Source organism: Christiangramia oceanisediminis (assembly GCF_022570735.2).
GTDB lineage: Bacteria > Bacteroidota > Bacteroidia > Flavobacteriales > Flavobacteriaceae > Christiangramia > Christiangramia oceanisediminis.
The window spans coordinates 987,419-1,007,193 of the sequence record NZ_JANCNS010000001.1 but is presented as its reverse complement, the minus strand read 5'-3'; the positions used below and the strand labels follow the sequence as shown (position 1 = coordinate 1,007,193).

Below are 19,775 nucleotides of genomic sequence, written 5' to 3'. Positions count from 1 at the left end.
TTTGAAAATTCATTGAAAAATACCCTAATTAGATTATGAAGAAAATCACCCTGCTTTTTAGTTTTTGCCTGCTAAGCATAAGTGCAGCAATCGCACAAAGCATCAGTTCACCAGATTCTGACCTTCAGATGGAATTCTCCATTTCTGAAGACGGAAGCCCGGTCTATAAACTTGATTTCAAAGGCAAAGCCGTTATAAAACCCAGTAAGTTAGGTTTTGATCTGAAGGAAGAGGAAGACCTTTTAAATGGTTTCAGCATAAAAGACACCAAAACCTCGAGTTTTGATGAGACCTGGGAACCTGTTTGGGGGGAATACAAGGAAGTAAGGAACCAGTACAACGAACTGGAAGTTAGATTGCTTCAGGAGGCTACCAGCCGTGAGCTGGTATTGCGGTTCAGATTGTATGATGATGGGCTTGGTTTAAGATATGAATTTCCGCAGCAGAAAAGTCTTGGCCATTTCGTGATCAAGGAAGAAAAAACACAATTCGCCATGGCTGGTGATCATACGGCTTTCTGGATCCCTGGTGATTACGATACCCAGGAGTACGATTATACCGAATCCAGACTTTCTGAAATAAGAGGTAAAATGGAAAGTTCCATCACCGCCAACCTTTCCCAGACTTCTTTTTCGAATACCGGGGTGCAGACTTCCCTGATGATGAAGAGCGATGATGGTCTTTATATAAATCTTCACGAAGCAGCACTTGTGGATTATTCCACCATGCACCTTAACCTGGACGATGAGAACATGATCTTCGAATCCTGGCTTACTCCAGGGGCGAAAGGCGATAAAGGTTATTTGATCGCTCCAACGCATTCTCCATGGAGAGTGGTGATGGTGAGTGATGATGCAAGGGATATTCCGGCTTCACAGATCATTTATAACCTGAACGAACCTTCTAAGATCGACGATACCTCCTGGATCAAGCCCATGAAATATATCGGGGTTTGGTGGGAAATGATCACCGGGAAAAGCTCCTGGCATTATACCGATGAATTCCAGGCGGTGAGACTGGGAGAAACCAATTTTGAGGAAGCTGAACCAAACGACACCCATGCTGCCAATACCGAGCATGTAAAGGAATACATCGATTTTGCTGCTGAACATGGTTTTGACGGCGTTTTGGTTGAAGGATGGAATATAGGCTGGGAAGACTGGTTTGGGCATTCCAAGGATTATGTGTTCGATTTTGTAACTCCATATCCCGATTTTGATGTAAAAGAGATCCAGGATTATGCCGCCAGCAAGGATGTGGAGATGATTATGCACCATGAAACATCTTCTTCGGTAAGAAATTATGAGCGTCACCTGGACACTGCCTATCAGTTCATGAAGAAATATGGCTATAACGCCGTAAAAAGTGGTTACGTGGGTGATATCCTTCCAAGAGCTGAAAATCACTACAGCCAGTGGATGATCGATCATTACCTGTATGCGATCAAAAAAGCCGCCGATTATGAGATCATGATCAACGCGCACGAGGCGGTAAGACCTACCGGACTTGCCAGAACCTGGCCAAATTTGATCGCGAACGAGTCGGCTCGTGGTACCGAGTACCAGGCTTTTGGCGGTTCAAAACCAAATCACGTGACCGTGCTTCCATTTACAAGACTTCTGGGAGGACCTATGGATTACACACCGGGTATCTTCGAAATGGACATCAGCAAACTGAATCCTGATAACAATTCTCATGTGAACAGCACCATCGCCAACCAGCTGGCATTGTATGTAACAATGTACAGCCCGCTTCAAATGGCTGCCGATCTGCCCGAAAATTATATGAGGTTTCCGGATGCCTTCCAGTTCATTAAAGATGTGGCGATAGACTGGGATAACAGTATCTACCTGGAAGCTGAACCGGGAGATTATTTAACGATTGCCAGAAAGGAAAAAGGAGGTAACAACTGGTTCGTTGGAAATGTGAATGGAAACGATAACCGAATGTCTTCCATCAAATTCGATTTCCTGGATAAGGACAAGGTATATATAGCTACGGTCTACTCAGATGCGCCAGATGCGCATTATAAGCGAAATCCGCAGGCTTACGAGATCAAAAAATACAGGGTTGATCACAAATCCAAGATCAATCAAATGTCGGTTCCAGGTGGTGGATATGCCATCAGCATCATGGAGGCCAGTAAAGACGAGGCTAAAGGCCTTCAGAAATTATAAACTGCTTTTAACCTGCCTGCCAGGCTTTTGGCTTGGCAGGTTCAGGTTTATTGAGTAAGTTTATTCCCCGAAAATCATTCTAATTCCCAGATACCTAACCCGGTCTATGGCAAGGAAACTCTTCTTTCTTCTTGTACTGATCCTCTCCGCTGAAAGCTGGTCCCAGCAATATGGTTCTGAATTTGAAGTTGGTCCTTTACTGAATTTTCAAATGACCTCGCTGTATGTGAATAACGAGGTTTTTAATAATTCGGAAGGCTTTTCAAATTCCGGTTACGAAGGCAATTATGCACTGGGAGTTTACGGAGCTTATTACCTGAAGCCCAAAATGGCGTTCGGTCTAGAATTCTATTATGACCGGTTTTCTTCGCCTCTTCTTAATGAAGACGATCATTATAATTCACTCACCCTAATGCCTTATTTCAATTATGATCCCTTCCGCAGAATTCGGGATTTCTATTTCACAGGCGGAATTGGAGTGGCCTTTATACAGGAAATCCCAGATTACGGCTCAAGGGTGCAGGAAAAGGATATACACGTGATCACCGTGCCGGTGAAGCTTGGGATCTCTTACCGAATAAGAAACCAGTTCACAGCCGAAGTTGGAGGCCTGGCAGAACTGCTTCCGGTAGTTGATGACCGGGTGAGGCGAAATGCCTTCTACCTTTCGCTAAAAGTTCCGCTTAACCGCGTTTTTGGAGGTTACCGTTAGAATATAGACCGGAATACCTTGATTAGTCTGTTCACCTCTTCTTTGGTATTATAGTGAACCAGGCTAACTCTTACCACGCCATTTTTTTCCTGAAGCTCCAGGTCCTGGATCAACTTTTTTGCATAAAAATCGCCAAAACGAATGCCTATCCTGTGCGGGTCCACCCGTTCAACGATATCATTGCTTTTCAGTTTTGAGTGAACGAAAGAAATGGTTGGTACGCGTTTGGAAGAATGTGGATTGGTTTCGCCAATGATCCTGATCTCCGGGATTTCATTCAGGTAGTTCAACAGAAGCGTGGCCAGTTTTTCCTCTTGAGAAGCGATAAGATCAAAGACCTTTTGCATTCTGCTTCCGCGATCTTTTTCCTTTTCGCTGAAATGCTGCCTGTATAGATCCTCATAATATTCAAAAATACCCAGGGTGCTGTAAGTAAGTTCGAAATTGAGATTTCCGGGTTGTAATTTATAAGGAATGTCTTCCTTCCCGATAAAATAATGGTTTAAGCTCTCGAGTTCCAGCAGGTGTTCATACTTTCCATACATCATGGCCAGGTGCGGGCCGTAGGTCTTATACCAGCTGAAAGTATAGAAATCTACATCCAGTTCCTGGACATTTACTTTTCGATGCGGTGCATAGGCTACCCCATCGGCACAGATCAGGGCGCCAGCCTCATGAACCGCTTTAGCGATATCCCTGAGCGGGTTGATGCTCCCCAGCACATTGGAAGTATGAGTTACGGCTACCAGTTTGGTTCTTGAATTCATCAATTTTTTCAGATCATCGATCTCAAGCTGGAGTGTTTCCGGATTGACTTTCCAGATGTGCACTGTAATGCCTTTTTCCTGAAGATCTGTCCAGGGAGATACATTCGCCTCATGATCGGTATTGGTAACGATCACTTCGTCACCAGCTTCCCAGTTCTTACTGATGCTTAGACTCAGGATGCGCAAAAGCATGGTGGTTGAAGGGCCAATCACCACTTCCCTGCTTTCCCTGGCATTGATGAATTCTGCGATCTTTGAGGTCGCGTACTGTATTTTTTCCCCGGCTTCAGCAGATATCTTGTAGCTGGCTCCTAATTGCACATTATAATGCACCATATAGGCGCTGATTCGGTCTATCACGTTACCAAGAACCTGTGATCCACCGGCATTATCCATAAAGGTAAAATCCTTCTGAAGCGCCGGGAATTGTTTTCTAACGAATTCTATATCCATTATTTCCCAAGTAAACTTTCATTGAACAATTCCAGGATTCGCCTGTATTCATCGGTCCAGCTGCTTGGTTCAATAAAACCATGGCTTTCTACCGGGTAAACGGCCATTTCCCAGTCTTCCTTGCCTAATTCGATTAGTCGCTGGGCCAGTCGCACCACATCCTGGAAATGAACATTGGTATCTACCATCCCATGAGCGATCAAAAGATCTCCTTCCAGGCCTTCCGCGAAATAGATAGGTGAAGACCTTCGATAAGCGATAGGATCCTGGGAAGGTTCGTTGAGGATATTCGAGGTATAACCGTGGTTATAATGAGCCCAGTCTGTAACCGATCTCAGTGCCGCTCCGGCATTGAAGGTGTCCGCTTCGGTGAACATGGCCATCAGGGTGATGAAACCTCCATAACTTCCACCGTAGATACCAACTTTTTCAGGATCTACATCGTGATTTTCGATGAGGTAATTCACCGCATCTACCTGGTCGCTAAGGTCCTTTCCGCCCATATGGCGATAGATCCCGGTTCTCCAGTCCCTTCCGTAGCCAGCACTTCCGCGGTAATCCACGTCGATAACGGTGTATCCCAGATCGGTTAAAAGGTTATGGAACATATATTCCCTGAAGTAGTTCGACCACCATTTATGCGCATTCTGCAAATAACCGGCACCGTGAACAAAAACCACAGCGGCGTCGTTCTTTACATCGGCTTCCGGAAGATAAAGTCGTGCAGGTACCATGGCGCCATCCTGTGCTTCGAAACGTATCAGTTCCGGCTCGCGCCAGTCGTAGGCCATGAATTCTTCAGACTGGCCGCTGGTAACCTGAATGGCTTCGGCATTGGCCCGGGTCTTTTTCAGAAATAACTCTTCAGGCTTATTCATATAAGAATATGTGATAGCCATATATTTTTCGTCAGGCGAAAGATCAACATCGTTGTTCCCGGTCATGCTGGTAAGCTGCTCCATGTTTCCACCCATTACCGGCATTTTGTAGAAATGTCGTTCTCCCGGGTGAACCATGGAAGATGTAAAATACCAGTGTTTTTTATCGTTCGAAAGAAACGGATCAAACACCTCATAATCCCCTGGAGTAAGATTGGTTTTTTTGCGGGTATTCACATTTAACAGGTAAAGATTGGAATAGCCTGTTTCCTCGCTCTGGAAATAGATATGTTCATTATCTGGCAGCCATCCAAGAGTTTCGTTGCCATAGTAAGTGTAGCCAATTCCGGGACCGGCCAGCCAGGCCTCATCCCGTTGTCTTTCGATCGACTTAATTTTTCCGTTCTGAAGGTCGATACTCGCGATCCAGCGATCCTTGTTATCGGTAGACCTTAAGTTTACCACTGCTTTTTCACCATTTGGGGAGAATTTTACTTCGGAAGGGATCACTTCACGTGCTTCCTTTTTCCATTCTTTATCCGGGTAGTCTTCGGTGTAATCTGGCAGGTCATCGATGCCTGGTAAGTTATCCATGGAGATCATATAGACCGTATCTTTTTGAAGGTCATAAAGCGCCAGTTCGGCTGTATACTCCATGTCTCCAACCTTGCTTCTCGCTGGCAGGTTCACGGTATATCCGCTTTCATCAACATAATTTGGGACATTGGTGCTTTTTCCGCGTTCGCGGGTGATCAGGCTAAAACCGGCATAGCGGGCATTCGGGGAAAGGTTGAGGTCACGAACTTCCCTGTCTTTCAGGTAAAACGTGAAATCCTCTTTCTCCTTGACCGATTCAAAATAAGCCATGCTACTTTCCTTGTCTTCTTTTCTTTGGTTAACGATCCCCAGTAATTCAAGGTTTTCGTTTTGGATCCATTCATCTTTTTCAGATAATTTGCGTTCTCCTTTATCCTTTTCAGAACCCGATTCTATATTCGTAATCTGCTTCAGGCTGCCCGTTTTGAGGTCGTACAGGAAAATATTGTTATCGGCCTCGAAGGAAACCTGGTTTTCGTTCGCCAGGAACATGGGATCGTCGATTCGGAAAGGCAGGTCCAGTAATTCCTGTTTCTTTTCAGATTTCATATCGTAAACAAAAAGATCGCCATTGTCGGTATACACCTTCTTGCTGCGGGATTCGTTAAAATCACCGCCACGTGGCATTAATTCCCGGCCTTCTGCCAGGCTAACCTTTTGAATGTCTTTTGGATTTTTGACATTGATCTTATAGAGTGAATCTGAAGGATTCCCTTCCGGGTTATACTCAAAATAAACATTTTCGCTTTGAATTCCCCATCTAACCGAATTTGGGAAGGTTCCCATCCATTCAGGGTCTTTCATGATCTTTTCTACGCTCAGGTCAGATTGCTGGGCAGAAAGGAAAAAAGGGATCACTAAAAAAATAACTTTAAAGTAGGCGTATTTAGGTCTCATTTAACGGATAGATTTTAGATTTAATTTCAAAAAGGCCCAATTTTTTGGCCGACCGCCAAGTTAGCTAATTTTTAATTTTTTTAAATCCTTTTCCAGAATGTTTACGGCTTTGTAATTACCAGCAAACCTCATCTTTATTTTAAATACTAAAAAAGTTATCTTAGGCCATTCGTAAATTAAACCTTAACTATGAACAAAAATTTATTGGTAGCAGCATTGCTGCTTTTCCTGAATGTTTCCCTGAGCCTGGCCCAGGATGCTAAAAAGGAAACCATTGAGAATATTATTCAGGAGGCTGAAAAAAATTCTCAACTTGAAAAACTGGCCCACGAACTGCTGGACGTTGTAGGTCCAAGACTGGTAGGAACACCTCAAATGAACAATGCTCATGACTGGGCCGTAAAGAAATACCAGGACTGGGGAATTACCGCTGAAAAAGAGCAGTGGGGAAAATGGAAAGGCTGGGAAAGAGGGATCACTCATGTAGACATGATCTCACCTCGAATTCAAAGCCTGGAAGCAAGGCAGCTTGCCTGGAGTCCGTCAACCGGTAAAAATGGAGTTACTGCCGAGGTGATCATCATTCCTGAAGCGGCAGATTCTTCCGATTTTGCCAGTAAGCTTCAGCAGGTAAAAGGGAAATTCGTGATGATCTCCATGCCACAGCCAACAGGGAGGCCAGATGATAACTGGGAAGAGTGGGCCACTCCTGAATCTTTCGAAAAGATGAAAAAAGATCGCGATTCACTTGAAAAACAATGGGATGCACGTCTCGAAAAAACAGGTCTTGGTTATCGTGATTTGCCGGCGGCACTGGAGAAAGCAGGTGCTGCAGGGATCGTTACCTCAAGATGGTCACGCGGATTTGGTGTAAATAAGGTTTTCTCAGCCAGTACCAAAAAGATCCCAACCATCGATGTGTCGCTGGAAGATTATGGAATGCTTTATCGCCTTGCTGAATATGGAGATAAACCAACTATAAAAGTAGTGGCAGAATCTAAAGAACTTGGAGAGGTGCCTACTTTCAATACCATTGCTAAGATCGAAGGTACCGAAAAACCTGAGGAATACGTGATCCTTTCGGCGCATTTCGACAGCTGGGACGGCGCTACGGGTGCCACCGATAATGGTACCGGAACACTTGTAATGATGGAAGCCTTGAGAATACTGAAGAAGATGTATCCAAATCCAAAAAGAACCATCATGGTTGGTCACTGGGGAAGTGAGGAACAGGGATTGAACGGTTCCAGGGCTTTTGTAAAGGATCATCCCGAAATTGTGGAAAATATGCAGGTGCTTTTTAACCAGGATAACGGAACAGGAAGAGTTGTCAACATTTCCGGAAATGGATTCCTTCATGCCTATGATTACCTGGGGGAATGGTTGTATGAGGTGCCGGAAGCGGTGACCACTCATATCGAAACCGAATTTCCAGGAACCCCGGGCAGAGGAGGATCAGATTATGCTTCTTTTGTAGCTGCGGGTGCACCAGCATTCAATTTGAGTTCTTTGAGCTGGGATTACTGGAACTATACCTGGCATACCAACAGGGATACTTATGATAAGATCGTTTTTGATGATGTTAGGAATAACGTGATCTTAACGGCTATTCTTGCATATATGGCAAGTGAAGACCCGGAAAGGACTTCCAGGGAAAAGATCAACCTGCCTGTAAGCAGGAGATCTGGCGAGCAAATGACCTGGCCGGAGCCAAGAGACGCTCAAAGAGCTGGAATGCTTGAAGACTGATTCTTATCTAATAAACTGAAACAAAAAACCCTCGCTTGCTGCGAGGGTTTTTTTATTATCCTTTTAATTCTGCTCCTACCGGAACCGAACAGTCATGCCCTGGTTCGCCATGTGGCGGATTGATTTTAGGCATGGCGCTTTTTAAGCGTACCGGTGAAATGGTCATATCCTGCTGTTGCGAGGCTTTTGGCTGGTCTAGCGGAGCTCCTACAGGTAGATCGCATCTATGGCCTTCTTCGCCATGAGCAGGATTGTATTTTAGATCGCTGCTCTTGGCCATATTTTGCTTCATATCTTCAGACGAAGTGGTTTGGGCAGCAGATTCTTGTTGTTCCTCAGATTTAGGTTCATCCTTGCAGGAAAGAACCAGGCTTGAAACCAGGATGAGGATTATAGCGGAAATAGTGTTCAGTTTTTTCATAATCGGGTAATTTGCTGGTATAAAGATATTTAATTATTTGGTCAATTCCTCAAGTTCACTTTCTGAAATGCTAAGCAGGCCAGATTTTGGTAGCCTGGTGAGCATTTCTTTCCAGTTCTCATCCTCTTCAAAGATCGACTGAAAAATGGGTTTTGCTTCCTCGATCCTACCATTGTTCGCCAGTGCAACAGCTTTCCAGAATTTCATCTCGAGGTTACCTGGAAACATTTTTTCGGCAGCGCCATATTCTTCCAGGGCTTTGGTCATATCTCCTTCCTCCACGGCCAGATCTCCCCTGTTCATATGTTCATAGGCTCTTGAAACCTTCAGCAGCCTATCCAGTTCTTTTACCGGTTCGGGATGATCATCAACCCTAAGGTCGATCTTTTTTTCCTTCCATTCCTTGCTGGTCTTTTCAGGACCAACTACGATCAAAGCAGCCGACTGTTTTCCGCGAATATCACCACCTGTTTCCTGTGCCGCTTTTAAAGCTTCCATGACGCGTTCAGCAACCGGATATTTATCAAATTGCATATATGCCCGCGCCATAGCCGTAACCACCTCATCGTTCAGCATCATATTCGCCTGAACCGAAAAGTGTTTGCCGGTTAAATGTTCAGCCGCCTCCACGCAATTTTCCCCTGTAAATGCTGAAACGCTGCCAGTATCATCCAGAAAGGCAACCTGCCTGTAAGCCCTGCCTTCGTCCTGTTCAATTAATTGTGTGAGTGCCTGCTCTGCGCTCATCCCATTCTCCATGAGGTCCAGGCCTTCAGGTCCGTAGGCTGGATTAACGAAAGACTGGGTGGCTACCACTCCAACACCGGCTCTTCCCCAGGCCACTAGAGGGCCTACTGAAAACCAGTGACTCTGCACCGCCACAGCCATTTCGCCGGTAATGGTATCCCTGGCAACAATGGAGTAGGTATGGGCAAAAGCATCCTTTTCAAAACCTATGTTTTGAGCGAATGAAATTGAATAGATAAAGAAACAGGCTAGAGCAAAAAGTCGGTTCATAATTCAAGTGTTAGGAGTTAAAGATAGACATTATTCCCAGGGTCTTCTAGAAAGAATGATGAAGGCTTAACTGGATCTGTCCTTTAGTCCACGCATCGGTGGTCTGGGTCATATAGCCAGCCTGTACCTTCAGGTTATCTTTAATAGCATAGCCCAATGCTGAATAGAACCGGTTGCGATCAAATAGTTCAACCTCCCGGCCATCGCCGATCTCACGTTCACCATTGATAAAAATTTCATTGTATAAAGCCAGGTAAACGGCTCCTTTGCCAAGATTTTTCTGGTTGAAAGGTACATTCAGAAACAAATTATAACGATAGCGTGTTCTAAAATCCTGGTCTTCGACCCAGCGTTGTTCATATCTAAAACGGTGGGTAAGGTAAAACCGGTCGGTTAATTTGTGCGGAAGCAGGGCTTCCTGGTATATCCTGTTTTCGCTTACTGTTTCATTGCCATCACCAAATTCGCCTGTGGTGATATTTGCATAACCCAAAGTGAATTTAATATTGGCATTTTTGGGTGAATAGGTTAGACCACCGCGTAGCAACAATTGTTCAAGGTCTCCTCCCAGGTTCCAGTTACGGTATTGCGCATCTCCCTGTAATCCCCATTGGCTTTCACCAAAACTGGTATTCCAGAAGTACATATACCAGGCACCGGTTTGGTCTTCATCAATTTGGGATTGGGCCGTGTTGGAGATAAAAAGGCTGAGGAAGCCAGCAAGAATAATTGCTTTTTTCATGTTCTTTTTTGGCAAATATAGATTTTGCTTCATTAAATCACGAACGCAGGCAGATATTCTAATCCCTTACCTCGGTTACGTTCAGGTAAACTGGCCCGCCATCTACAGGATATCCATTAATTGTATTTGCTTGAACTGTTACCCTCTCACCTTCGTAAATGCTCAGGTCTATTGAATCACTTTTCAAGGCATAGAAGTCATTTTCGGTTCGTAAGGTATGAGTGCCATACTGATAACTGGTGATCCCGGAGGCCTCAATTATCCCGGTATATTCACTGCCTTCAGCCTGCGAGTTATTGCCCGGGCCACATCCCTGGCTAAACAGTAAAATAATTGCAATAATAGAAGCTGAAAAATATCTCATGGTTTAATTTTTTTGATTATTCGTTATCGAATTTTGAAGTATCAAATTGGTGATTTCAGTTTAATAAACTCGAAAAAGAGTCTAAAAGGCTTAAATCTACGTTATAACTTCTCATACGAACTTAATATTTTCTAAATATTCCAAAAGAATTGATTTACATACTTTAAATTTAAAATCTAACTAATCAAAAATCAAACATATGGCTTCTAAAAAAGAGAATTTTGCACGCTTTGGGATGATCGCCAAAGGAGCAGTTTATTCAATAATTGGAGTACTTACAGCATTATCGGCCTTTGGCGAAGGCGGGCAGCAAACCGGCAGCAAAGGTGCCCTTCAGTACATCGCCGGCCAGTCTTACGGTCAGATCCTTTTAACTTTAATGGGATTGGGATTATTAGGTTATGTCTTCTGGCGCTTTTACCAGGTTTTTCAGAATCCAGGGAATAATGGAGCTGCAAAGAGAGTAGCCTTTTTTATTAGTGGCCTTATCTATGGTGCCCTGGCTTTTTATTCATTTAAGCTCGCTTTTGGAGGTGGATCTGGAAGTGGCGGAGGAATGATGGGATCCATAATGGGTGGTTCTAATGGAGATACCATCGCTATTATTGTAGGTATAGGAATGGCCATTAAAGCGATCTACGATATTTACCGGGCCTATTCTGAAAAGTTCCGCGAAGAGGTACAGGAAGCCGGAATGGACCAAAAAGCCCAGGAATTGCTTATCAAATCTGGAAAGGTTGGACATACTGCTCGTGGTATCGTTATTGGTATTATGGCTTATCTCACCCTGAAGTCAGGTTTTGCCGGTGGTAATGGGATAGGAAAGCAAACCGATGCCTTTAGTTATATTCAGAATGAATTCGGGTCTATTGTACTTGGCCTTGTGGCCCTGGGCTTAGTGGCTTACGGGGTTTATATGTTCATCAAAGCTAAATATCCATCCATTAGCGTGCGATAGAAAGCTTCAAAATATTTTAAAAGCGGGGAATTATCCCCGCTTTTTTTTGCATCTGTATTTTAAAAAAATCATTTAAAACTTTACTTTTGGACCCAGATTAGGGCCTCATAGTTCAATGGATAGAATAGAAGTTTCCTAAACTTTAGATCCAGGTTCGATTCCTGGTGAGGCTACAATTTGTGATACATGATGAACTATCATGAACTATAAAACCTCCTATTTCAGGGGGTTTTTCAATTTATTGGCTAACCACCTTTATCCACTATATATCAAATTTATTAGCCCTTTTTCAAGCCCTATTATTCTTGAACCCTAAATTTTGATTTCTTTTTCCTCTCCAATAGGTTTCTGGGAGAATACAAATGTAGAACTTATTTACCCGCTTGGTTGTATGTAACTTTTTTAGGTCAAAAGTCTAATATTCAGGAGCTTTGCTTTGAAAATCTTTGTAAAAAATAGACCTTTAAAAATGTTAAAAAAATCTTAATTATGGAAAATCGTTATTTAGTACATGTAATTATCAGAAAGGATAAAAAATTAAAAGACGGAAGGCATCCGCTCAATTTATTGGTGACATTAAATGGTGAAACTTTTAGAATGAATATCAAGGGTAAACGATTAAAAGCTGATGAGTGGAATGTAAAGAAAAGGAAACCTACGAGTAACTGTAAAAATAGCTCACTTGTAGAAAGCGAATTAAATAAGGAGGTGGCTAAAGTGGAAAAGTTTGTACTCGAATCCAACCTTAAAAACCGTACAATTACTAAAGAAGAAGTTAGGAACTTTTACTATGAAAAAGATCTTAAATATGATGATTTCTTCACCCACTATGATGATTTCTTAGAAAAGAAATTCCCCAATATAGCGGAGACGACTAAAAAACCTTATGAGCTATTAAAAACCCAATTGAAAGAATATAGGGATTATCGGAAAATGAAAGTTTTAACTTTGAATGATATGAATTATAGTTTTATATCAGATTTTTTTCATTGGGTAAAAGTCGAAAAGGAAACGGGAAACAGTGGGTTGGCAACTAGGAGAAAGAACCTTATAACCGTGTTAGAGGAGTTCGTGAAAAAGGATTTAATTAGGAAGAATTATTGTAAGCAAATTAAACGGTTTCCAGAAAATGAAAAGGACGTTTTTTTAACGCCAAAGGAAATCAGAAAATTTAAAAACGCGGATTTAGAATGTGGTAAAAAAACCAATGGTTTAGAATTTAGTCGAGACTTATATTTATTTGGATGTTATACTGGCTTGCGATATGGGGATATCATGGAGTTAGAGTGGAAACACATTAAAGATGATCATATAAAAAAGGTTCAACAAAAAACTAAAAAATTGGTGAGTACTCCATTACTTCCAGAAGCTAAAAGACTTTTGAAATTCTATAAAATGAAAGGTTTACAGGGTAAAGTATTTCCGCACAGAGCGAATGCTACATTAAATAGAGACCTGAAGGATATTGCAGGAATGGCTGAAATAAATAAGGTTCTCACCTTCCATTCTGCGAGGCATACCTTTGGAACTATTTTAGCCCTAAATAAAGTTACACCTTTTCACATTGCTCATGTAATGGGACATTCCGACGTCAGAATGACGAGTAGATATGTAAACTCTAATGATGAGATATTAGGTAATATTATGAAAACTGTTTCATTTCAAAATTAAGTATATTTAGCCCATGAAATAAACGAAAGAAGTACATAGTATAGAGAAGCGTTAGCTTTTACTTGTCCCTTAAAAACCGCCAATTTTTAGAATACCGACAGTTGTAATAGTTGAACGCTCACGCTACGGCGTGGGCTGTTCCTATTTGTCGGATGAGTGCTTGGCGGTACTTTAAGGGCGTAGGATTCAGTTCCACGCTTTTTTTATTTCCAAAATTATGTATGACCAAAAAGCACAATAATGAGAAAAGAACTACTACTATTAATTTTTATATTCTGTAATACTGTCCAAGCTCAAGTAAATAATCTGGATATATTGAAAGCCTTATCAAAATTTAATGCCGGCGAATTAATTGAGGCTACAAGATATGATGGATGGGAACCAATACGTCCTACTGAAGAAATTGAGGATGGAGTTGCACGATCTATTCAAAAATTTATTTACGACCAGGATAATGAAAAGCAAATTTTAAAGCGGACGGTAGTGGCTTATTTTGATAAAGGTTTTAAATATGTGAATACTATACTTATTTCTAATAATCCACGGATTAAAGAGGTTTTTACTGCGGAGTTATTGCCGTACGAAACTGAAAATTCAAATAAAGATTATAGGAAATATGATGATGGATATGATAGGTACTTTATAACTCAGGATTTCAATACGGAAAATGAATTTTATGAAGAATTTAAAGAGCAAGGAGGTTTCCAAATAAGTATTTCTCAAAAATTACCCTTATGATAAATTCTGAAGATTTGCCTTATCTCGTTCAAAAGAAATTAGATGGTTTAAAGCCAGAATATCAAAAGCAATATATAAATGAGTATAGAACCAAAAAAAAGTCCGTAGGAACAGCTTATTTATTGCTAATAGTGTTAGGGTGGCATTATGCCTATCTCAAAAAATGGGGAATACAAGTTTTATGTTGGATTACTTTCTGGGGCTTCCTTATTTGGTGGGTAATTGACTTGTTTAGAATTCCGAAATTGGTCAAAGAGTATAATGAAGAACTTGCACTTAAGATTATTAATCAATATTCATTTCTAATTAAGGAAAATCCTCAAACAACTCAAAAGACACTTACTAACACTTCTAATAGCAATGCTTTTAGAAGTGTAAGCTCCGGTCTGACTATTAATGAACTTTATAGAAAAAAGCCTAATCGAAGTTGTTAAAAAATACTGAATATTTGGTTTAAAACCGCTTGATTTTGGCTTTAATAAGTGCGTATTTTACAACGTATGAAAAAAGCTGATCATGTGGTTAACGAATTAGTTGACCAATACCTTATAAAAGATGATAATCGCCCCTGGATAATTGGATTTAGTGGTGGAAAAGATAGCACCGTATTATTAACCTTAGTTTGGTTAAATCTTCTCAAAGTAAAAAAACATTTCGGAGACGAATTCTTGAAAAGAGAGATTTACGTTGTTTGTAATGACACTCTCGTGGAAAATCCTATAATAACGAATTATGTTTATGGGGTTTTGGAAAAAATTGAGAAAGCGGCTTTGAAACATTCTCTGCCTGTCAAAGTAAGAACGACTAAACCAAGATTAGAAGATTCATTTTGGGTAAACTTAATAGGAAAAGGTTACCCTGCACCTAATAATTCTTTCCGATGGTGTACTGAAAGGCTGAAAATTAAACCGACTTCTAGATTTATTGAAGAAACTTTAAGTCCAGAAGATGAGGCAATAATTCTAGTAGGAACTAGAAGGGCTGAAAGTGCTAGCAGGGCTAAGTCAATTAAGAAACATGAAGTAAAAGGAAAAAGGTTGACTAAGCATCCACTTCAAAAAAATGTTTTTGTTTATTCTCCTATTAAAGACTTAGAGTTAGAAGAGGTTTGGTATATAATTAATACATTTAAATCTCCTTGGGGAGCAGATAACTCTGAATTATTTACAATTTACTCAGATGCAAGTGCAGATGATTATGAGTGTCCTACAATGGTTGCGAATAAATCACATAAATCTTGCGGACAAAGTAGATTCGGCTGTTGGACATGTACGGTTGTTAATAAGGATAAATCAATTTCTGCTCAGATTGAGAATGGTAATGATTGGTTGATTCCATTAAGAGACTTGCGAAATTGGATTCAAGATGAAAGGAATAAACCTGAGAATAGGTCTGATTTTAGACGTAACGGTAATAAGGCTGCAACTCCCAATGGCGGAGTAGTGAAATTTAAGCATCGTGCTGAAATACTGGAAAGGATATTTTTAGCTCAGAAGGAAATAAATGAATTAGGACATTCTATTGAACTGATTAATAATCAAGAATTAATCGCAATTCAAGTAACCTGGTATAGAGATTTGTTTTTTGACTATAAAGTTTCCGATATTTACAATAAAGTTTTTAATAAAACCCTTGATATGAAGGACCATAACCGATCAATCCAAAAGGAGGAGGAACTACTATTATCCTCATGCGAAGGAGACAAATCTCAATTTAAACTTATTCAAGATTTAATAAAACTAGAGAAATCTAAGGTTATTATGATGAGAAGAAGAGGTCTAACTGAGGATATTGAAAACCTTTATAAAAAGCATATTTCAGCCTCATGATTATAAAGAATATTGAATTAAATAACTTCCGAATTTATAAGGGGGAAAATCTCATAGATTTATCTGTTTCGGAAGATAAAAATATTGTCATTATCAGTGGTAAGAACGGTTATGGTAAAACCACTTTTTTAATGTCTCTCGTTTGGTGTTTATATGGTAGACAAATGAGTGATGTTGATGATATTTACAAGAAGGAAATTGAAAACAACGGCAATTATCGGCAGTATATTAAAAATAGCCTAAATCGTCTTTCCGGACATGAAGGTGAAACCAAATTTTCGGTTTCAATAACTTTTGAAAATGTAAATATTCCTGACGTGACCTGTAAAGAATTAAAGGTTACTAGAACCTATTACACTGAAGGGAATAAGGATGAAGATCTCGAAATTTTAATTGATAACTACGAAAGTGAACTAGCCGAGGAAGTTGGGAAAGAAATCTTTATAAGGGATTTCATAATGCCCAAAGAAATAGCTAAGTTTTTCTTCTTTGATGCAGAAAAAATTGTTTCGTTGGCAGAGATTCATACTGCCGAAGAAAGGTTAAAATTAAGCCGAGCTTATTCAGAAGTTTTAGGAATTAAGCAATACGAAAACCTTAAGGATGATTTAGGAAGTTATTTAACCAAACTAAAAAGCGAGACTGCGAATGCTGAAGAGAAAAGAACGCTAAAGGAATTAGAGGTTAAAGTTGATAATGCAAAGGATAAGATCAAAGAATTCGAGGACGACATAAAAGAGCTAGAAGAAGAAGCTGGAGGGCTTAAATTTGAAATCAATCAACTTCAAGAAAAACTAATTAAACAAGGTAGTCTTATAACCTTAAAGGAGCTAAATGAGTTAAAAGAACGAAGAGAAGAATTAGATGAAACCGTTAGTAGTCTGAATAACGAACTTAAAGCACATTATGAGTTCATTCCATTTGCAATATCTGGAAGATTATTAACTAAAGTTTTCGGGCAAGTTGTTAAGGAGAGAGAACAGATTCATCAAAAATTTGATTCCGAAAAAATAGATTCACTTACCGATGAAGTAATTAATGATTTGATTTCGGTACCTAAACCGGAAGATTTAGTTATTAATTATAAAGTTCAGAATTTTTATGTTGAAGCTCTGAAAGGTTTGCTTAAAAAGCACCTTAGTAATGGTCAAAATTCCTCTGAAGAAATTAAGATTATTCACAATTTTTCGGAATCAGAGAAGGCGGAATTAGATCAATTTATAAATAATATTAAGTTATCATTTAAGGAAAACTTCAACCGAATTAATACAGAATTTGTTAGAGCGAAGAATGAGCTAAATGATATTTCGAAAAAAATTAAATTAGCTGAAGAAAAAGCCGAAGATGCTTTAGTTAAAGCTGACCGTGAGCGAAAAGCAGATTTGGAGTTACAATATGATACTAAGCTCCGAGAAATTGGTGCGTTAACAGGAGATATTGAGGATAATAAAAATAATATCAACCAGGCTAATAAAGAAATAAAGCGGATTTCTGATAAATTGGAAGTATCTTCAGATAAATTGAAAATTAGCCAGGAAGTAGAAAAATCAATTCAATATCTGAAAAAGTTTATTGCCGATTTCAAAATTGAGAAAAAACAATCCCTTTCTAAGAAAATTAAGGAAGGTTTAGATTTGCTTCTTCATAAGAAGAGTTTTATACAAGATGTTAATGTTGAAATAGTGGGTGAGAATATTGAGATAAATCTTATTGATTCAAGAGGGAAGATAATCAATAAGGACTCTCTTTCTAAAGGTGAGCAACAATTGTACGCCACAGCCTTACTAAAAGGACTTGTGGAAGAGTCCAATATTGATTTTCCTGTTTTTATAGATTCACCTATGCAAAAGTTCGATGTAGATCATTCATCGAGTATCGTGAAGTATTTTTATCCTGAGGTATCAGATCAAGTTATAATATTCCCGTTGCTTAAGAAGGAAATGTCCAAAGAAGAATTTGAAATTCTTACGCCAAAAATTAGTAAAACATATCTTATCAATAATCATAGTAATGAAAAAAGCTCCTTTAAGCATGTAGAGCCTGTTACAGAATTATTTGATGTTTTTGAAAAAGAAAAAGCTGATGCAATTTAATATTAGTACTGCTCCGGAATTTGAACCTTACGTAAAAACTTTAACTAATAAATTAGGGTTAGGTACAGAAAATCATATATCAAGGATTGCGATAGCATATTCCTTGAATAAATCAGAAGAGCTGGATTTAAATAAGGATTTGAAATCTTTTGGTGGAAAAGAATATAAGGATCACACTTTGTTTGGAAACTACCGAAACTATTACGTGGCTTTAGTATGCCAGAAGTATAACCTACATAAGGATAGCTCGGAGGTTAGAAAGTATTTAAAAATGCATTTAGATCATGGGCTGGAATTAATTAATACTTTTTTTGAAGAAAATTCCAATTTTTCTGGATTCGAATTTTTGCTTGATAATATTGAATTGGGAATTGAGGGAATGGAGGATCTCGAAAATAAGTTTGAATTCTCCAGAAATAATAATTTTTACATTGAGGATAAGGAAGGATATTCTGAGCCACTTAAAATATTAGTGGGGGAATCGAATGATGAAGAAATTTATTTTACTCCTAATGATACTTCAAAGTATAATAACTGCCATATTGCGGTTGCAGGAAACTCTGGAACAGGAAAGTCTTATTTTTCTAGAAAAATTTTAGAAAGAATTGTTCAGGAGAGTAACGGTAAGGTTAACTTTTTATATTTAGATTTTAAAGGGTTAAATGAAGGAGATAAGGATAATAGCGATTTTAATAGCTTCTTCAATATCACAGGCGCTCAATTGATTGATACTCCTCAAAACTCTTTTCCAGTAAATCCACTTTCCTTTATAGATAATGTTAACGAAAGAAATAAAATCGTAGGAATTGGAAGATTTGTTGACATTATTTCTAAATATGCAAATTTAGGGAATGTCCAAAAGCAAAATTTAAAAGATGCAACCATTGCTGCATTTGAAAATCATAAAGACGGTACTTTTCCAACGCTGCGAGAGGTACTAGATAATGTATATGAAATTGCGGGAGACAAACCTTCAAGCTTAACTCAAATTTTGATTGGGCTTACCGAAATTGAATTATTCGATAGTCAAAAAAATGGTGATTTCATAAATCAGAATTACTATTTCAGTTTATCCGGGGAATTGAGTAAGGAGGTTCGTTTTACGGCAACTTTTCTGGTTATATACTATTTATATAACACTTTTATGAATATGGATAAGGTTGCTGTGGAGAAAGATCACAGTGCTCTTAGATACGTTTTACTTATCGATGAGGCTCATAATGTATTTAAAGAGAAAAAATCTCAGGAAATCCTTGAAAAACTACTCAGAGAGATAAGGTCACAGGGTGTAGCGGTGATGCTAGTTTCTCAAGGCATAGAAGAGTTTAATCAGCCTGAATTTGATTTTTCATCGATGTGTCAATCTGCATTTTTAATGTCCATTAAAGATGGGAATAATTGGAAAGCTATTAGTAAATTTTTGGGTGCTGGAGAGAAACAACGTACTAAAGTAAATAGGGCGATGGAGGAAATAAAACCGAGGCAAGCTATATCCAATATTCCTGAATATGAATTTGCCCAAATTTTTAATACTAAGTAAATACAAAAACACAATTTAGATTTGTTTGTTATTTACATTATAAAAATTAGCGCTCAATTTGGGCGCTTTTTTATTTTATCTTTTATCCTTCAATTAAGTGTAGGAAAAAACTTACGGAGGATAAAAAAGTTATTAACAGGCTTATCCCCTTGTAGAATTAATGTAAGCGCCA

At 39.3% G+C, this 19,775-nt stretch carries 16 protein-coding genes and 1 tRNA gene; 11 read left to right on the top strand and 6 right to left on the bottom strand.

All coding sequences use genetic code 11. The annotated features are described in order from the left end of the window. The first annotated feature begins 35 nt into the window (after positions 1-35). Together MKO06_RS04440 and MKO06_RS04435 are read left to right on the top strand one after the other, a co-directional pair. Positions 36-2,177, top strand: coding sequence for a glycoside hydrolase family 97 protein (locus MKO06_RS04440; protein ID WP_241549454.1), 2,142 nt, complete (start codon positions 36-38; stop codon positions 2,175-2,177). Between the two features lie 106 nt (positions 2,178-2,283). Next, complete coding sequence (locus tag MKO06_RS04435; protein ID WP_241549453.1) at positions 2,284-2,889, top strand: outer membrane beta-barrel protein; 606 nt, start codon at positions 2,284-2,286, stop codon at positions 2,887-2,889. On the opposite strand, the gene MKO06_RS04430 is transcribed toward MKO06_RS04435, so the two are convergent. Then, positions 2,886-4,109, bottom strand: coding sequence for a cysteine desulfurase-like protein (locus MKO06_RS04430; protein WP_241549452.1), 1,224 nt, complete (start codon positions 4,107-4,109; stop codon positions 2,886-2,888). The two genes, MKO06_RS04435 and MKO06_RS04430, sit on opposite strands and share 4 nt — an antisense overlap. Then, positions 4,109-6,481 carry a S9 family peptidase gene (locus tag MKO06_RS04425; protein WP_241549451.1) on the bottom strand — a complete coding sequence of 791 codons (2,373 nt, stop codon included), beginning with the start codon at positions 6,479-6,481 and terminating at the stop codon, positions 4,109-4,111. The genes MKO06_RS04430 and MKO06_RS04425 overlap by 1 nt, the downstream gene beginning before the upstream one ends. 189 nt (positions 6,482-6,670) lie before the next feature. Between MKO06_RS04425 and MKO06_RS04420 the strand changes: the two genes are divergently transcribed. After that, positions 6,671-8,230, top strand: coding sequence for a M20/M25/M40 family metallo-hydrolase (locus MKO06_RS04420; RefSeq protein WP_241549450.1), 1,560 nt, complete (start codon positions 6,671-6,673; stop codon positions 8,228-8,230). Between the two features lie 55 nt (positions 8,231-8,285). Here the strand turns inward: MKO06_RS04420 and MKO06_RS04415 are convergent, their stop codons facing one another. The 4 genes from MKO06_RS04415 to MKO06_RS04400 are packed head-to-tail and all read right to left on the bottom strand — an operon-like array spanning position 8,286 to position 10,774. Further along, a complete protein-coding gene (locus MKO06_RS04415; protein WP_241549449.1) occupies positions 8,286-8,651 on the bottom strand; it encodes a hypothetical protein in 366 nt (121 codons plus the stop codon). 33 nt (positions 8,652-8,684) lie between these two features. Continuing rightward, positions 8,685-9,668, bottom strand: a complete 984-nt coding sequence (locus tag MKO06_RS04410; protein WP_241549448.1) for a DUF1028 domain-containing protein — start codon at positions 9,666-9,668, stop codon at positions 8,685-8,687. 46 nt (positions 9,669-9,714) lie between these two features. Next, positions 9,715-10,410 carry a DUF2490 domain-containing protein gene (locus MKO06_RS04405; protein WP_241549447.1) on the bottom strand — a complete coding sequence of 232 codons (696 nt, stop codon included), beginning with the start codon at positions 10,408-10,410 and terminating at the stop codon, positions 9,715-9,717. 58 nt (positions 10,411-10,468) lie between these two features. Beyond that, the gene (locus tag MKO06_RS04400) at positions 10,469-10,774 is read right to left on the bottom strand and encodes a hypothetical protein (protein ID WP_241549446.1); all 306 of its coding nucleotides are present in this window, start codon (positions 10,772-10,774) and stop codon (positions 10,469-10,471) included. Positions 10,775-10,973: 199 nt separating this feature from the next. Between MKO06_RS04400 and MKO06_RS04395 the strand changes: the two genes are divergently transcribed. The 8 genes from MKO06_RS04395 to MKO06_RS04360 all read left to right on the top strand — a co-directional run bounded on the left by MKO06_RS04395 (position 10,974) and on the right by MKO06_RS04360 (position 19,603). Beyond that, entirely contained in the window at positions 10,974-11,732 is a 759-nt protein-coding gene (locus tag MKO06_RS04395; protein WP_241549445.1) for a DUF1206 domain-containing protein, read from the top strand. A 101-nt stretch (positions 11,733-11,833) separates the two neighbouring features. Continuing rightward, a tRNA-Arg gene (locus MKO06_RS04390) sits at positions 11,834-11,905 on the top strand. A gap of 316 nt (positions 11,906-12,221) precedes the next feature. Continuing rightward, positions 12,222-13,403, top strand: a complete 1,182-nt coding sequence (locus MKO06_RS04385; RefSeq protein WP_241549444.1) for a site-specific integrase — start codon at positions 12,222-12,224, stop codon at positions 13,401-13,403. A 240-nt stretch (positions 13,404-13,643) separates the two neighbouring features. Further along, complete coding sequence (locus MKO06_RS04380; protein ID WP_241549443.1) at positions 13,644-14,141, top strand: hypothetical protein; 498 nt, start codon at positions 13,644-13,646, stop codon at positions 14,139-14,141. Beyond that, the gene (locus tag MKO06_RS04375) at positions 14,138-14,575 is read left to right on the top strand and encodes a TM2 domain-containing protein (RefSeq protein WP_241549442.1); all 438 of its coding nucleotides are present in this window, start codon (positions 14,138-14,140) and stop codon (positions 14,573-14,575) included. The genes MKO06_RS04380 and MKO06_RS04375 overlap by 4 nt, the downstream gene beginning before the upstream one ends. A 66-nt stretch (positions 14,576-14,641) precedes the next feature. Then, the gene (gene dndC / locus MKO06_RS04370; protein ID WP_241549441.1) at positions 14,642-15,970 is read left to right on the top strand and encodes a DNA phosphorothioation system sulfurtransferase DndC; all 1,329 of its coding nucleotides are present in this window, start codon (positions 14,642-14,644) and stop codon (positions 15,968-15,970) included. Next, complete coding sequence (gene dndD / locus MKO06_RS04365) at positions 15,967-18,063, top strand: DNA sulfur modification protein DndD (protein ID WP_241549440.1); 2,097 nt, start codon at positions 15,967-15,969, stop codon at positions 18,061-18,063. The genes dndC and dndD overlap by 4 nt, the downstream gene beginning before the upstream one ends. Next, positions 18,035-19,603 carry a DndE family protein gene (locus MKO06_RS04360; protein ID WP_241549439.1) on the top strand — a complete coding sequence of 523 codons (1,569 nt, stop codon included), beginning with the start codon at positions 18,035-18,037 and terminating at the stop codon, positions 19,601-19,603. Before dndD ends, MKO06_RS04360 begins: the two co-directional genes overlap by 29 nt. Positions 19,604-19,775 lie beyond the last annotated feature (172 nt).